The sequence below is a fragment of the Methylotuvimicrobium alcaliphilum 20Z genome, assembly GCF_000968535.2.
Lineage (GTDB): Bacteria > Pseudomonadota > Gammaproteobacteria > Methylococcales > Methylomonadaceae > Methylotuvimicrobium > Methylotuvimicrobium alcaliphilum.
The window spans coordinates 316,352-331,459 of the sequence record NC_016112.1 but is presented as its reverse complement, the minus strand read 5'-3'; the positions used below and the strand labels follow the sequence as shown (position 1 = coordinate 331,459).

General features: G+C 49.9%; 13 protein-coding genes. 11 read left to right on the top strand and 2 right to left on the bottom strand.

Translation table 11 applies throughout. The annotated features are described in order from the left end of the window. Nucleotides 1-27: 27 nt before the first annotated feature. Both ubiK and MEALZ_RS01500 read left to right on the top strand, forming a co-directional pair. A complete protein-coding gene (gene ubiK / locus MEALZ_RS01505; protein WP_014146816.1) occupies nucleotides 28-300 on the top strand; it encodes a ubiquinone biosynthesis accessory factor UbiK in 273 nt (90 codons plus the stop codon). A gap of 179 nt (nucleotides 301-479) precedes the next feature. Continuing rightward, nucleotides 480-1,991 carry a YifB family Mg chelatase-like AAA ATPase gene (locus MEALZ_RS01500; protein ID WP_014146815.1) on the top strand — a complete coding sequence of 504 codons (1,512 nt, stop codon included), beginning with the start codon at nucleotides 480-482 and terminating at the stop codon, nucleotides 1,989-1,991. Nucleotides 1,992-2,099: 108 nt separating this feature from the next. On the opposite strand, the gene MEALZ_RS01495 is transcribed toward MEALZ_RS01500, so the two are convergent. Continuing rightward, the gene (locus tag MEALZ_RS01495) at nucleotides 2,100-2,468 is read right to left on the bottom strand and encodes a hypothetical protein (RefSeq protein ID WP_014146814.1); all 369 of its coding nucleotides are present in this window, start codon (nucleotides 2,466-2,468) and stop codon (nucleotides 2,100-2,102) included. 306 nt (nucleotides 2,469-2,774) lie between these two features. Between MEALZ_RS01495 and MEALZ_RS01490 the strand changes: the two genes are divergently transcribed. Further along, nucleotides 2,775-3,452 carry a zinc ribbon domain-containing protein gene (locus tag MEALZ_RS01490; protein ID WP_206742861.1) on the top strand — a complete coding sequence of 226 codons (678 nt, stop codon included), beginning with the start codon at nucleotides 2,775-2,777 and terminating at the stop codon, nucleotides 3,450-3,452. Between the two features lie 41 nt (nucleotides 3,453-3,493). Here MEALZ_RS01490 and MEALZ_RS01485 read toward each other — a convergent pair whose 3' ends face one another. Further along, nucleotides 3,494-7,732, bottom strand: a complete 4,239-nt coding sequence (locus MEALZ_RS01485; protein WP_014146812.1) for a DEAD/DEAH box helicase — start codon at nucleotides 7,730-7,732, stop codon at nucleotides 3,494-3,496. Nucleotides 7,733-8,130: 398 nt separating this feature from the next. Between MEALZ_RS01485 and MEALZ_RS21320 the strand changes: the two genes are divergently transcribed. The 8 genes from MEALZ_RS21320 to MEALZ_RS20535 all read left to right on the top strand — a co-directional run bounded on the left by MEALZ_RS21320 (nucleotide 8,131) and on the right by MEALZ_RS20535 (nucleotide 14,981). Next, nucleotides 8,131-11,601: an adenosylcobalamin-dependent ribonucleoside-diphosphate reductase gene (locus tag MEALZ_RS21320; protein ID WP_014146811.1), complete on the top strand. Its 3,471-nt coding sequence runs from the start codon at nucleotides 8,131-8,133 to the stop codon at nucleotides 11,599-11,601. Between the two features lie 92 nt (nucleotides 11,602-11,693). Then, entirely contained in the window at nucleotides 11,694-11,942 is a 249-nt protein-coding gene (locus MEALZ_RS01475) for a DUF2442 domain-containing protein (protein ID WP_014146810.1), read from the top strand. A 155-nt stretch (nucleotides 11,943-12,097) separates the two neighbouring features. Then, nucleotides 12,098-12,781, top strand: coding sequence for a TSCPD domain-containing protein (locus MEALZ_RS01470; protein WP_014146809.1), 684 nt, complete (start codon nucleotides 12,098-12,100; stop codon nucleotides 12,779-12,781). 119 nt (nucleotides 12,782-12,900) lie between these two features. After that, nucleotides 12,901-13,314, top strand: coding sequence for a type II toxin-antitoxin system RelE/ParE family toxin (locus tag MEALZ_RS01465; RefSeq protein WP_014146808.1), 414 nt, complete (start codon nucleotides 12,901-12,903; stop codon nucleotides 13,312-13,314). Further along, nucleotides 13,315-13,701: a helix-turn-helix domain-containing protein gene (locus tag MEALZ_RS01460; RefSeq protein WP_014146807.1), complete on the top strand. Its 387-nt coding sequence runs from the start codon at nucleotides 13,315-13,317 to the stop codon at nucleotides 13,699-13,701. Further along, the gene (locus MEALZ_RS01455) at nucleotides 13,676-14,092 is read left to right on the top strand and encodes a hypothetical protein (protein WP_014146806.1); all 417 of its coding nucleotides are present in this window, start codon (nucleotides 13,676-13,678) and stop codon (nucleotides 14,090-14,092) included. Before MEALZ_RS01460 ends, MEALZ_RS01455 begins: the two co-directional genes overlap by 26 nt. Before the next feature lie 122 nt (nucleotides 14,093-14,214). Continuing rightward, nucleotides 14,215-14,430, top strand: coding sequence for a DUF2283 domain-containing protein (locus MEALZ_RS01450; protein ID WP_014146805.1), 216 nt, complete (start codon nucleotides 14,215-14,217; stop codon nucleotides 14,428-14,430). Between the two features lie 107 nt (nucleotides 14,431-14,537). Beyond that, nucleotides 14,538-14,981, top strand: coding sequence for a DUF4326 domain-containing protein (locus tag MEALZ_RS20535; protein WP_014146804.1), 444 nt, complete (start codon nucleotides 14,538-14,540; stop codon nucleotides 14,979-14,981). The last annotated feature ends 127 nt before the right edge of the window (nucleotides 14,982-15,108 follow it).

Genomic DNA, 15,108 nt, shown 5'->3' with positions numbered 1-15,108 from the left:
TCACTTAATTATTTATGAGGTATTACTATGTTCGATCCCAAAGCCATTGACGATATCGCTAACCGCCTGGCGAATGCCATGCCGCCCGGTTTGTCCCATTTGAAAGAAGATATGGAAAAAAACTTCCATGCTGTTTTACAAGGCACTCTCGGCAAACTGGACCTAGTCACCCGCGAAGAGTTTGAAGTTCAAAAAGCCGTATTAACTAAAACACGAACGAAACTCGAAGATTTGGAGATTCGTGTTGCCGCGCTGGAAAAACAGCTTAATCAAAATCCATCCGATCAAGTTAATTCATAATACAAAATTCCGCAGCTTAACCATGAGGAATATAAAGTTAATTAAGTCTTTCAAGGGCTTGCCTTAAAACTTCTTATTCTTCGCGATCTTCATGGTGAATGCTTTTTCTAGGATAATTAACAGCGATCCTTTCAAGCCGGTTTTTCGCTAAAAATTCGGCTTTTTTCTTCAAATTATTTATGACATTAGCCGTAGCCTATAGCCGCGGCCGTTCCGGAATCGATGCGCCGTTGGTGACGGTGGAAGTCCATGTTACGAGCGGACTACCCGCGCTCAATATCGTCGGTTTACCCGAAACGGCGGTCAAGGAAAGCCGGGATCGTGTGCGCGGCGCGATCATCAATTCATATTTCGAATTTCCGATGCAGCGCGTCACGATCAATCTGGCTCCGGCCGATTTACCGAAGGAAGGCGGGCGTTTCGATTTGGCAATCGCTTTGGGAATTCTTGCGGCATCAGGGCAAATTCCAGTCGGCCGCCTAGCGGAAGTCGAATGTGTCGGCGAACTGTCGCTTGGCGGCGAGTTGCGTCCGGTCAGCGGAGTTTTACCGATAGCGATACAAACCCGGAACAGCGGAAAACCGCTAATTCTGCCTAAAGAAAATTGCGCCGAAGCGGCCTTGATCAAAGACATCGATCTGTTGCCGGCCAATCATTTGCTTGAAGTGTGCGCGCACCTGAACGGACAGAAATCGATCGTCATCGACGAAGAAACCCTCGTATTACCGGCGGAAACGGAATCGGTCGACTTTTCCGATGTACACGGTCAATATCATGTCAAGCGTGCCTTCGAAATCGCCGCATCCGGTGCGCATAATTTGATCATGCTCGGACCGCCCGGCACCGGTAAATCGATGCTGGCCGCGCGCTTGCCGACGATTCTGCCGCCGCTGACCGAACAGCAGGCTCAAGAAACCGCCGCGATTGCATCGATTAGCGACAAAGGTCTCGATGTTGCCAATTGGTTGAAACCGCCGTTTCGAGCGCCGCATCATACCGCATCGGCTGCGGCGTTGGTCGGTGGCGGCGGCAATCCGAAGCCGGGAGAAATTTCGTTGGCTCATAACGGCACTTTGTTTTTGGACGAATTGCCCGAATTCGACCGTAGGGTTCTGGAAGTCTTACGTGAACCGCTCGAAACCGGTCATATCAGTATTTCGCGTGCAGCTCGGCAAGCCGAATTTCCGGCACGATTTCAATTGATTGCCGCGATGAATCCATGTCCATGCGGTTATCTGGGAGATCCGTCCGGACGTTGCCATTGTTCGATAGAACAAGTTGCACGATACCGTGCCCGCATTTCAGGGCCGTTGCTCGATCGTATCGATATGCACCTGGAGGTGCCGAGAGTGTCTCGCGAGGTGCTGCGAAAAGGTTCGGAGGAAGGCGAAGAAAACAGCGCGCAAATCAGAGCACGTGTAGTTACGGCACGAAATATCGCGTTGTCGCGTCAAGGAAAAACCAATGCGGCACTCAGCGCACGCGAAGTCAAACAGCATTGCCGATTATCCGATCAAGGCCATGAACTGCTCGAACAAGCCATGGATAAGTTTGGGTTGTCGCATCGCGCCTATCACCGTATTCTCAAGGTCGCAAGAACGATTGCCGACCTAGCCGGTTCCGACACGATAGAAATTGTTCATTTGAGCGAGGCGATCGGTTACCGCAGATTGGATAGGAAAACCGACTGATGCGGCTTTAATGTAGGGTGCGCAAGTGCACCGGGAAGACGACTTACTGGGCTTGACGCTGTGAAAAGGTGCGCGACGCGCACCTTATTTGGCTATTGACTGATGACATTACTTGCCTGTTTCAAGCTTTAGCGTAGGGTATTTCTCGCGAAATAGCTGTTCGCTCATGCGCATCAGCGAACGGCCTTCTTCGATTTCTTTATAGCCTTCGCTAACCATGTCTTGCCCTTTTTTCAGGTCTTTTTGGGCATCTTCGATCACTTCGTTGCCCTTAGACACTTTCTTTTCCCCTGAAGACAACAATTTCGACCCTCTTTCCCATTCGCCGGATAAACGCGTTTTTAATTCGGATTCGGACTTAGCTGTCTCGGCATGCTCCCGCATCAAATCGGCAACCGTCGGTTCGCTAGCGCAACCCGAAAGGGCAATTGCAGAAGCAAAAGCAATAGGAAAAAGAGAGCGAATTAAAAAACTCATAGAAATTCTCCTAAATTAGTCATATATGAACAGTATTATAACATTCTTATGTGCATTCGCGAAAAGCGGGCGCCGGCGGGTTAATTTTCGATTATCCTAAATTCGGCAGTTAGTCCAGAAAATCATGGAAGACACGAAAGTAATCATACGGTTACAGAAACTCCCCTGACCCACCCATTGGGTAAGCAACTTGGAAAGTATAACTAATTGAATATTTACGTAATTTTCGTGTGTTTCGTGGACAAAACGCTTTTATAGGTTAATACTTTGAGTTTTCAATCGACCGGGAGGTTTACCGTGGAAATCATGCCCTCATTCAAAAGCAGCGGCGGTTATCGTGCCGCGCAATATCTGATAACGACTCTGATCGTGCTGCTAGTCGGTTATTTAATAAGCCTATTGCCGATCATGTCACGGTTGGTCATCGCTGATCGATTGGCGGCGACGGATTTGGTGCTGTTCGTCACGCAAATGACTGCACTGATTTTGTTTTATCTTTTTGCCGTGAATGCGATCGCGGCACTCCCGAAAACCGGCGGCGCGCTATTTTTTGTCAAAGCGATCAGCGTCCCGGCGGCTTTGTTGGTCATCGTCATTATCGGACAAGGCGTCATTTGGAAGGTCTTGGGGCTTTTCGTCGGCGCATCAGGTAAATCGTTCTATTTCGGCATCGCGATTCTATTGATCGTACTGATAGGCATTTGGTTGGTATGGGTTGCCTTTCAGAATGCCCCCTATTTGATCGACTCGATCGAGGAAGCAAAAGAAACCTTGCCGGCGCTGCCGAGCCTGCGCACCAGCGCTTGCCCCGAATGCGGGCAGTTATCGTCACGAAGCGCCAAATTTTGCTGTCACTGCGGTCATCCTAAGCACAAGGAGTTCAGCTGTTCGGCCTGCGGCGAAGCATTACAGGAAGATCAAAAATTCTGCCACGCCTGCGGGCACGAAGTTGAAACCGAACAAGCGAAAGAGGTAAAGAGTTGATGATTCGTTTTTGCAAAATGGCAACCGGATTCCGGCAATCCCTACTCCTCCCCGCGCATCAAATCAAGCAAATCGTCGGCCGACATTTTTCCGCTGATGTCCGCGCCTTCCAATAGACTGTCTGCCAAGTCGCGCTTGTGGCTGTGCAGTGCAACGATTTTTTCCTCGATCGTGTTCTTCGCGATCATTCGGTAAATCGTTACGGGCCGCTGTTGGCCCATGCGGTGCGCGCGGTCCGAGGCTTGATCCTCGACCGCCGGGTTCCACCACGGGTCCATGTGAATCACATAATCGGCCGCGGTCAGATTTAAACCGACGCCACCGGCTTTTAGACTGATTAAGAACAATTCGCCATCGCCGCGCTGAAATGCATCGACGCATTTTTTACGCTCCTTGGCCTGCGTGCTGCCGTCCAGATATTGATAGCCGATACCGCGCTGTTCAATATAGTCCTTGATCAATTGCAAATGGTCGACGAATTGACTGAACACCAGAGCTTTGTGTTTGTTGTCGAGCAATTCATCGACGATTTCGCCGAATGCCGCCAATTTGCTACTGGGCAGTGCGATATCCGCATTGGCTAGCCGCGTGTTGCAACAACTGCGGCGCAATTTGGTGATCGCGGCGAGTATCTGCAAATGCTTGGCGCCGGCCTGACTGCCGGTGCTGTTCAAAATTTCGAGACTTTCGCGGCGCAAGGCCTCATAAAACGCCATTTCCTCGCCGCTCATTTCAACGTAGACCGGAATTTCGGTCTTTGGCGGAAGCTCCTGTAGAACTTGGGTTTTAGTGCGGCGCAGAATGAACGGCTGAATCAATTTCTTTAATTGCTGACGCGCCTCTTGACTGCGGTCGCGCTCGATAGGTCCCGCGAAGCGTTTATTGAATTGTTCCAGCGAACCGAGTAGCCCCGGATTGATAAAGCGAAACAGATTCCATAATTCGCCGAGATGATTTTCCAGCGGTGTGCCGGTCATGATCACCCGGAATTCAGCCTGTAAATTCATCGCGCCTTGCGAGCGCCGCGTTGCGATGTTTTTGATCGCCTGCGCCTCGTCGAGTATCGCGATTTGAAAAGGGATTTTCGAGAGCATCTCGGCGGCTTGTTCTTGTTGCAGCAATCCGTAACTGCAAATCAACAAGTCGAAAGACCCCAGGCTGTCGAGCTTACGCTGACGATCTCCGCTACCGAACAGAATGGGATTAAGCGTCGGCGCGAAACGGCGCGCTTCGCTTTCCCAGTTCATGCACACCGAAGTCGGCGCGATGATCAAGCTCGGGCCGTTCGGCGCTTTGTCGACCAGCAGCGCCAGCGCTTGTATGGTTTTGCCGAGACCCATGTCGTCGGCCAAACAGGCGCCGACGCCCCATTGCGCCAAGCGCGCCAGCCAGTTGTAACCGTCCGTTTGATAATCGCGCAGTTCCGCTTGAAAAGTAGACGGCACGACCGGTTGAAATTCGCGCGCCGCCTTAAGCCGCTGCATATGCGCTTGCCAATGTTTGTCGGCCTTGAAGCCGGCTTCGTCCTGCCAGTCTTCGAGCGTCAATGCCGCGAGCGGATTGATGCGGACTTTTTTGCCGGTCAAATCGGCATAGGCTTTCAAATCGTCGAGACGGCGGCGAAATTCGTCGGTCAACGCAATAAACTGGCCGTCCTGCAATTGTAAAAATCGGCCTTGGCGGTTACCCAATAAGCCCAGCAATTGGCGGATATCGATGACGGTATCTTCGTTAACCTGCAGCTCGCCTTGCAGCGCGAACCAATCGTTATCGCGTTTGATCTGCATATTGAAACCGCTGCCGGTACTGTGCCCGAGCAAACGGAATTTGACGCCTTCAGGCCATTCCAATAACACGCGATCCGGCGGCAAGGATTGTAGTTGTAACAACAATTCGAGACATTGTTCCGGATCTTCGAGCAGATATTCGCCGCCGTCGTCGCGATCGGCTTCGGCTATTGCAGGGCATGCGGAGAAGACCTCTTCGCAACGTATTTTTTCCAGTTTGAGATCGCGTTGCGCTTGCAGCGGTTTGCCGTCGATTTCGGTAAAAACGCTCGCGCCGCCTTGGCCTGGCTGATAATAAGCGCCGCTTGTCGAAAAAGGGCGAATCAGCAGCGCGGCCTTGAGCCCTTCGCCGAGCGGCAATAAATGAAGGCGAGGCGTGGCATCGGATTCGACCTGTTCGGCCGTGCTGGAACTGCCGCCGATATCCGATTGCACGGTCAACAAACCGGAGATGCCTGTTAGTGTTTGCAGCACGCGATCTTGAGCCGTTACCGGTACTTCCAGGCCTTTCGGGCCCAGAAGTTGATAGATTTTATGATGATCGGCGGTCAATTCGATCATTTTCAATCGGGTCGGCGTTTCCTTACTGATGATTATGTTTTGCTGATGACTAGGCGCAGGTGTAAATGTAATTTTGATTTTGCCGCCTTTGGCCTTGCTGACGCGAAGTTCCGGCTCGCCTTTGACCACTTCGACCCGCACATTCGGCGAGTCGGACCAAAACAGCAGCGGATGCCCGACCAGAGCAAGCGGCATTTTTTCGCTGAATTCATAATAAATGCTGCTGCCATACCAACCGCTAGTTTCAGTATAGGGTTTGATCGTAGAACAAATCCTTGAGTCATGCTCGCTCAAATAATCGAAACTGTCGCGCTCGGTATGCAGCCTTTTCAGCGACACCGCACGCCCTTTACTCCAGCCGCCCTTGGCTTGCTGTTTTTGCTCGCGCGGTTCGATCAATACCATGTTATATATTTCCTGAAAGCTGACCAACCAGGCCATGCGGGTCGGCTTCTCCGTTTGTACAGCACCGCTCTGGAATCCGCTATTGCCGAGGCCCAGCAAAGCATCGAGCGCTAAATCCCAGTCGGGTCGGCTCGCGAACAAATCGGCCAGACTAATCGGCCGGCTATCCAAAAAGCCGTCATCCCAGGATTTGGACGACAGGGTTTCGGCGCGCCCTGATAATTTCGCCAGTTCGGCGGCGGGCCAGCGGTAACCGTTATCGGCTAAACGCCGGTACAAATTTTTAACGATCTCCAATGAGACTACCGGATATCCCGATAATGGCGCATCGGTCATCCAGGAGCGCACCAGTAAGCGAAATAATAGAATCAACTTCGGAAATTCAATTGCGGAATGCGGTTCGCCATTGTCGTCATAACCCTTCGAAATCGGGTCGATATTGTTATAGAAAACCGCATTGTCGCGCTGGCTCAAGTCGCCTTGCAAAAACTTCTGGAAAATTTCCAAATAACGATAGCAATTGACCCAGAAGCCGTTGAGCTTGATGGCCTGACCCAACAGCGTCGTCAATTTTTTATCATGCGCATCGCGGCATTTCAGAATCGCCAAAGGATAAAATATGCCGGCCAATCCGTAAAAATAAACAGTCTTTTTTCCGGTTATTTTTCTGATTAACTTTAGCGCAGTTTCATATTGCGCGATGGCTCCGGCAAAATCGCCTTTTAAAAACGCCAATGCGGCGTTTAACGCCTGTAACTCCGGATCTTCACTGCCGGCAATTCCTAGCGACAGAATGTCCCAATCGCCTCGTAACAGCAATAATTCGGCATAAATTCGGGGCGCCATTTTTAAAAGTAAAGCGTCCGGGTCTCCCGAAGCGTATTTCGCTAAAAAATTGAAGATATCGGGGTCGTGATAGAGATAAACGAGTTGATGCAGCCCGATAAAGCCGGTCAAGTCGTCGATCATCTGCGGGTGCCGCCGCTTGAGCCATGCGATATCCAGCGGATTCAGTATCCACGATAAATACACATCGATTTGGTCGGGCAATTGGTATTGGTAATAATAGCGGTTACCGATACTAAGACATTGATTAACCAAAGCATAATCGCCGCGATGAAATGAAATACGCGCATCGCGCAGGCATTGATGCTGATTGACATAGGAGGTTTTCTTAGCGATCGGAGTCGGTTGGTCGAATAACGATGCATAACGCTCGAATTGCTTATCCTCGACTAATTGCCGGGCGATCGGTTCGGCAAGCAAGCGATTGCATCGGTAGCCGCTTTTACCGGCTTGGACTTCCAGCAATCGATTGTTTTTTAAAGCTACCAAAACCGGCTTTATCGAAACGGCGGTAAACGGCTTTCCTTGATCGCTGCGAATGCCAAGCTTCGAAAGATTTTGAGCGATAAACGAGGCCGTTTCGTAATTATGGCAAACGGCTAAAAACTGCATGACAGCTTTGTCGCTATCAGTCAGATTTTGATATTTCTCGAGTAACAGGGAGCGTTGTTCGTTGAACATGACGAGGAGCGTTGAAAAAATGGTGATTATACAACACTGATAGACATGATCGGTCTATATCATTGCAATCGTTAAGCCATTGGCCGCGCGATGTCACAAATTTCGAATTTGCCTATCGATTTGCTGAAAAAATAAGATTTTCCCATGTTCGAGTCGCCTAAAATTTTTTTTAAAGCTAACTCATTGAACTTAAAAAACTACCTCTCAATCGCTCCTTTTGGCGCGCAAAAAAACCGCGAAAAACACAACATATTGATTTAAGATATATCCATAAACACTATATGAGGGATTCGCGTTGCTTGCGGATTTTCTCGCTCAAGCGCACGAAACATCAATGATCCGGACCTTTCCCGGATGCGATAAAGCCAAAACGTTCAACCAGACAAGGGAATCAAAGAATGACCGCAAAACTCCAAGTCGTTACGCAACACGCGACCGAAATTCCACTGCAAAGCGCATCGCTGGACATCTGGGACAGCAAATACCGCCTGAAAACCAAAGACGGCAAGGCCGTCGACGGCACGATAGACGACACATACAAACGCGTCGCAAAAGCCTTGGCCGAGGTCGAGACCAACAAGTCTTTGCAGGAGCATTGGCACAAGGAATTTCTTTGGGCATTGCGTAAAGGCGCGATTCCCGCAGGCCGTATCACATCGAACGCCGGCGCGCTGGAACACAAGCCGGCAACCTCGACGATCAACTGCACCGTCTCGGGCATCATCGAAGATTCGATGGACGATATTCTGGCGAAAGTGCATGAGGCGGGGCTTACGCTAAAAGCCGGATGTGTCGCTCCCAATACTTTGGTTTATACCGAACAAGGTTATGTCACCGCCAAGTGTGCGGTCGAAGAAAAGCATCGATTCATTCTGAGCTACGACAAAAAATCGCGGCTTTTTGAAATGCAACCGATTTTAAAGCACATGACCACATCGGTGCCTATCGATGAAAACATCGAGATTTCATCGCATTTGGGCACATTGACGACGTCAATCAAGCATCCTGTGCTGATTTATCGTGACGAAAAAATGCAGTATGTCCGCGCCGATGAGGTTCAGCCAAGCGATGCGCTCATTCATCATCAATTGCCTTGGCAAGCGGATGATTCCGCCGCATTGAAAGCCTGGTTCGCCGGTGCACACTTAGGCGACGGTTCCGCTTATCCGAAAAAAATGACATATTCCCCGCTACGGCAAAAATGGCGCGAAAAGGCCGACGCGGTCGGATCGCGCCTGATTTTCAAGATTCGCGCGGCAGAACGCGAAGTCGTGGAGCGTTATGCGCTGTTTTTCAGAGAGTTTTGCCAATGCAACGCCAAAGTCGTTGCGGCAATTACTGCGAATGACACGCCGGCTTGGGATTTTACCGTTGCCAGTTTCAGAGCTAGCTTGGCGAGCGAAATCATCGACGATCAAATCGGTAAAAAATCACACCATCTTTCCGTACCGCAATGGATCAAGCAAGCACCGGAAAACTATTTTCTGCCTTTTTTAGCCGGCCTATTGGATACCGACGGTACGGTTAATACTGAACACGGCAGCGCCAGCTTAAGCTGCCGGAATGCTGAATTCGCACGGGAGATTCAATCTTTGCTAGCTTTATTCGGCATTCATGCCTCGGTAACCGAACGTAAGCCGCGCGAGCATGTTTATAACGGTAATCTGATCAAGGATTCGGGCGGTTGTTCGGTCAAGATTTCGGATTCCGACTTTTTAGCCGAAGTGTCCGCCTATATGGCGGACAGCGGCAAAAAACGTAGAATTATTGAGCACCGAAGCCAATCGGGCCAATACGATCATTATGCGATGACTTCGGCATTGAAAAACGCTTTGAAAGAAGTCTCCGCCGATTTGACGCATGTTGAAAAGCAGCATTTGGGTATCTATCACGGTAAACATTTGCAGCCGACTGTGAGCAGAATCTATCTCGACCGCTGGCAGTGTCTTTTTCCTCAGTTGAAAACGATGATCGACGCCGTCCGTCAGTTGCGCCCGGTGAAAAGTATTCGACGAAATCTACCTCTCGGCGAAACGTTTTATGATTTTAACGTCGATCGGCACAACAACTATTTGGCCGGCAACAATGGCTTAATGGTGATCCATAACTGCGGCATCGGCTATGAATTTTCGACGCTACGTCCGAAAAATGCCTACGTGTCCGGCGCCGGCGCCTACACCTCCGGACCGCTGTCGTTCATGGATATCTATGACAAGATGTGTTTTACGGTTTCGTCTGCCGGCGGCCGCCGCGGTGCGCAAATGGCGACCTTCGACGTCGCGCACCCGGACGTCGTCGATTTCATCCGCGCCAAACGCGAAGACGGCCGTTTGCGTCAGTTCAATCTGTCGCTGCTGATCACCCGCGAGTTCGTCGAAGCGGTCAAAAACGATGCGCAATGGCCGTTGTCGTTTCCTGTCACCGAGCGCGAAGTCAAGGCCGATGCTATCGATTTGACCGATTCCGACAAAATCGTCTGGCGCGATCTGCCGAACAAAAAAAGCTATGTCGTCAACGAAGCCGGCCTAGTCGCGTGCCGCATAACCAAAACCATGCCGGCCCGCCGCCTGTGGGACATCATCATGTCGTCGACCTACGACTACGCCGAACCGGGCTTCATCCTGATCGACAAGGTCAACGAGATGAACAACAACTGGTTCTGTGAAAATATTCGGGCGACTAACCCATGTGGCGAACAACCATTGCCACCTTACGGTTCGTGTCTGCTCGGCTCGATCAACCTGACCCGATTCGTCGAAAAACCGTTCAGTAAAGAGGCCGGTTTCGATTGGGAAGGTTTCCGCAAGACCGTGCGCATCTTTACACGCATGCTCGACAATGTCGTCGAAATCAACGGACTGCCGCTACAACAACAGCGCGACGAAATCTTCGGCAAGCGCCGCCACGGCATGGGCTATCTCGGCTTGGGCTCGACCTTGACGATGCTTGGTTTGAAATACGGCGAGGAAGAGTCTTTGGCCTTTACCGAAGAAGTCACCAAAGCGCTGGCTATTGAAGGCTGGAAGGTCGGACTGGAACTCGCGAAAGAAAAAGGTCCGGCACCGATAATGGAGCAAGTGTTCACGGTCACCGGCGAAATGCTGTACAAACGCCCGGAAATGCAGCAAGACGGCTATAAAATCGGCGACAAAGTGCCAGGCAAAGTGTTGCACGCGAAATACAGCCGCTACATGCAGCAACTGGCCCAAGAAGAGCCCAAACTGGTCGACGAACTGGCCAAAGTCGGCTGCCGCTTCACGCATCACAGCTCGATCGCGCCGACCGGCACGATTTCTTTGTCGCTCGCGAACAACGCCAGCAACGGCATCGAACCGAGCTTTGCCCACCATTATTCGCGCAACGTGATCCGCGAAGGCAAAAAGTCCAAGGAAAAGATCGACGTGTTCTCGTTCGAACTGCTGGCCTATCGCCACATGGTCAACCCAAACGCGATGCCGTACAGCGACGACCCGAACGCGCAATTGCCGAATTACTTCATCGCCGCCGACGATGTCACGCCGATACAACATGTCGATATCCAGGCCGCCGCGCAAAAATGGATCGATTCGTCGATCTCGAAAACCGCAAACGTGCCGACCGACTATCCGTACGAAGACTTCAAGTCGATCTACGAATACGCCTACGACCAAGGTTTAAAAGGCTGCACGACATTCCGCTTTAATCCGGAAGTGTTCCAGGGCGTGTTGGTCAAGGAAAAAGACCTTGAAAACACGACCTACCAGTTCACGCTCGAAGACGGCCATGTCATCGAATTGAAAGGCAACGAAGAAGTCGAGTACGACGGCGAAATCCATTCCGCCGCGAATTTGTTCGATGCGCTGAAGGAAGGATATTACGGAAAGTTTTGATTTCCGGGAAAGTAATCTTAGGCTGGGTTAGGCTTCGCTCTTATGTCCTGCAGAGTAAACTCAACCTACGGAATTAATCCGGAGACAGTTCTATGAACCCATGCGTCAAAACAGTTCAGGTTACCGACGATTATTCGTTGATACTGCAATTTACCGACGGCAGCCGAGGCGTATACGACTGCAAGCCGCTATTGGACTTCGGCGTTTTCAAAGAGCTGCGCGATAAGCCCTATTTCAAGCGCGCGGCGGTCGAACACGGCACGGTGGTGTGGCCTCACGAACAAGATATTTGCCCGGATACTTTATATCTGGACTCCGTAAAACTGGAAAACGCAACGTAGTTAATGCGATCTGTGGGAGCGACGCCTACGTCGCGACAAGAGCGTCACTCCCACACTGAAGCCGCATTCATCAGCCGGGGCGTAAAAACCAGGATAGTTAAAAACATCGACGATTCGTTAAACCGGCGAATCCCAAACTTTTTAAGGTAATCATCATGACCTTGCACAAAATCAATAAAAAAATCGTCAGCTACAAAGTGCTGACCAAAGACAGCGCCGAAACGGCACAACCGGAAGCGGAAAAACCGTCCCCGGAATCGATGCACGAAAACATCGAACGGCCCGAAGTTCTGGTCGGCTCGACCTACAAGATCAAAACGCCGCAATCCGAACATGCGCTGTACATCACGGTCAACGACATCATCCTAAACCAAGGCTCCGAGCACGAAGAACGCCGACCTTACGAAGTCTTCATCAACTCAAAGAACATGGAGCATTTCCAATGGGTGCTGGCGCTGACGCGCGTCATCTCGGCGGTATTCCGCAAAGGCGGCGACGCCTGCTTCCTGGTCGAAGAGCTGAAAGCGGTATTCGACCCGCGCGGCGGCTACTTCAAAAAAGGCGGCGTCTTCATGCCCTCGCTGGTCGCCGAAATCGGCCACGCGATCGAATCGCATTTAAAACACATCGGCATGATCCAGCCCGAAGAAATGAGCGATCACCAGAAACAGTTTCTCGCCGAAAAACGCCGCGAATTCGAAGCCCACCACGGCGCGGCAAATAACGGCGACGCCTTCCCGGAACAAGCCGTACTCTGCACCAAATGCAGCACCAAAGCTATGGTGCTGATGGACGGGTGTATGACTTGCTTGAATTGTGGGGAGTCGAAGTGTGGGTGATGGAGGTTGTGAGAGGAATTTTTTGTGGGACAGCTCATTACCAAAGAGCACGTTGCTATCGATAAATGTTTAGGAAAGTTTGTTGCCTGTATTGCAAAAATTAACCTATAAGTTAATATATGAAATTGAAAGTACTACACCGCACTCGTTATACAATCGCTGCCGCAATGAACGGCGATGAGTGTGAAACGGAAACTTTCTTGAATGACATTTCGACGAAATACCAAGCCAGTGCCGAAGGTCTGATACATTTGATCGAACGCATTGCTGAACATGGTTTGGATGGCTTATCGACCAAGCTATGCCACCTGGTCGATAAAGAAAATAAAATCTACGAGCTGATAAAAGGCGATCTGCGCCTGTTGTTTTTTAAAGGACATTGCGACATCTTAATCATTACCTCGCATGGTTTTTTAAAAAAGTCGCAGAAAACACCGGATAACGAAAAAAACAAGGCGGTTCGATATAAGAAACAATATCAACAAGCACATGATGCAGAAAACATCGATCTAATAGAAGATCGGGAGGAATAAATGGCGCTAAAATCCTTTAAAAAATTGTTGGCCGATGCCAAACAACGCGATAGCTATTGGGTGGAAAAAGCAAAGCTGGATTTTTCCGTTGCATTGAATCGACTATTTGAAAAAAGCGGCATGTCCCAAAAAGCGCTTGCCGAAAAACTGGGTACCAGTCCAGCCTATATCACCAAAGTATTTCGCGGCGATGTTAATTTTACTATCGAAACGATGACCAAATTGACACGGGCAGTAGACGGGCAATTGCATATACATATCGCGCCAAAGCAGCTGAAAAGTCACTGGTTCGATGTTTTACAAACACAAGAACAGCCGGAAGAAATTGGCAATGAATGGAAAATAGCCGGAAAGAAAACAAATGACAGAATTTCCACTGCGGCTTGAACGCTATTTTTTTACAGAGCAACAAGTTATCGCCAACCCGGAGCACCAAGTAGCCGATGTTAAACATATCGACTTTTTGGTGGATGCCAGCGCAAACCGCATTGAAGGACAGCCCGGTAAGTATGGCATTAGCGCTAAAGTTGAGCTTAATCAGGAAAAGAGCGGCAATGCACCTTACTTTATAACGATTACCGCCTTCGGCATTCTCGTTATAAAAGATGGAGTTGATCCCGTAGTGGCCGAACCCCATATAGAAACATCCGGCGCTCAACTGCTTATCGGCGTTATCAGGGAACGATTAGCTGAAATGACAGCACGCGGCCCCTGGGGGGCTCTATATTTGGATTTCGTTCCAATTACGATCAAGATTGACTCGAATATCGCCGATTAAGCGGCTCATCCGACGAGACTAAACGGTACAACCCACAAAGATAACCTCATGCCCTTACGGGTCGTCACACAGGAAGATGGTAAAACAGTCCATAACGCTTTTTCTGATCGAAGATTAAAACCATGAAACTGAGTTACGACCAAAACACGGACTCTCTTTACATACATTTAGCCGACCGGCCATCGGTCGATTCAGACGAAGTGGCCGACGGCGTTGTTTTGGACTTCGATGAAACCGGCGCTTTGGTAGGTATCGATGTCCAGCATGCGAGTCAAAAGGCGGATATTCAGAATCTGTCGTTGCTGCATTTGCCGTTGAGAGAATTGGATGCGGCTTGATGCTATCGATTTTCAACCCGCTCGGCGACTGCTTCAAAAAGACGGCGGGTTGCTTTTAGTATCGTCTTCCATTATCCATAAAAAGTAACCTGACCCCTTTTCTGGGTGTGACTAAAGAAGGCATTTCCGAGTTTGGCTTTGAGCAGGTTACTCATGCTGTTATATTTGATGACGGAGAAGAATTCGTAGAAGAATTAGCTGACCTTAAGCTCAGGGGCGTGGTAGTTAGAAGGATAAAAATTAAGATCACTAGAGTTATAAATATCAAAAAAGATACGGAGTATAAAGGACTCACTTCGAATGAAAAGTACGAGTATATTGGGAGGGGCTCATATTGGGGCAACCCTTACTCAATGTATGAAGATGGTGATGATAGGGACGAGGTTATAAGGAAGTTCAAGTACGATTTTGATTTTGAGAAATTTCCTAATAAAGATAAGTCTGAAGCATACAAGCTGGCTGGAAAAAGACTAGGTTGCTATTGCAAGCCAGAGGCTTGTCACGGTGATGTGTTGGCAGACTTCCTCAATTCTTGGGATGACGGGGAGTAGTGCTTAACAATCGGCTGCACAGCGACCGATTTTCCGCCGCTCCGCGGCTCCAAACCGGCGCGTGAGCCGGACGTTATATGTCTCCATAGTGGCAAGCTTAACCCGAATCAGTTTCATAAGGATAGAA

Excerpts from the sequence above, each read along its gene's own strand:
- ubiK (WP_014146816.1), top strand. The coding sequence starts at position 28 with ATGTTCGATCCCAAAGCCATTGACGATATCGCTAACCGCCTGGCGAAT.
- MEALZ_RS01500 (WP_014146815.1), top strand. The coding sequence starts at position 480 with ATGACATTAGCCGTAGCCTATAGCCGCGGCCGTTCCGGAATCGATGCG.
- MEALZ_RS01495 (WP_014146814.1), bottom strand. The coding sequence starts at position 2,468 with ATGAGTTTTTTAATTCGCTCTCTTTTTCCTATTGCTTTTGCTTCTGCA.
- MEALZ_RS01490 (WP_206742861.1), top strand. The coding sequence starts at position 2,775 with ATGCCCTCATTCAAAAGCAGCGGCGGTTATCGTGCCGCGCAATATCTG.
- MEALZ_RS01485 (WP_014146812.1), bottom strand. The coding sequence starts at position 7,732 with ATGTTCAACGAACAACGCTCCCTGTTACTCGAGAAATATCAAAATCTG.
- MEALZ_RS21320 (WP_014146811.1), top strand. The coding sequence starts at position 8,131 with ATGACCGCAAAACTCCAAGTCGTTACGCAACACGCGACCGAAATTCCA.
- MEALZ_RS01475 (WP_014146810.1), top strand. The coding sequence starts at position 11,694 with ATGAACCCATGCGTCAAAACAGTTCAGGTTACCGACGATTATTCGTTG.
- MEALZ_RS01470 (WP_014146809.1), top strand. The coding sequence starts at position 12,098 with ATGACCTTGCACAAAATCAATAAAAAAATCGTCAGCTACAAAGTGCTG.
- MEALZ_RS01465 (WP_014146808.1), top strand. The coding sequence starts at position 12,901 with ATGAAATTGAAAGTACTACACCGCACTCGTTATACAATCGCTGCCGCA.
- MEALZ_RS01460 (WP_014146807.1), top strand. The coding sequence starts at position 13,315 with ATGGCGCTAAAATCCTTTAAAAAATTGTTGGCCGATGCCAAACAACGC.
- MEALZ_RS01455 (WP_014146806.1), top strand. The coding sequence starts at position 13,676 with ATGACAGAATTTCCACTGCGGCTTGAACGCTATTTTTTTACAGAGCAA.
- MEALZ_RS01450 (WP_014146805.1), top strand. The coding sequence starts at position 14,215 with ATGAAACTGAGTTACGACCAAAACACGGACTCTCTTTACATACATTTA.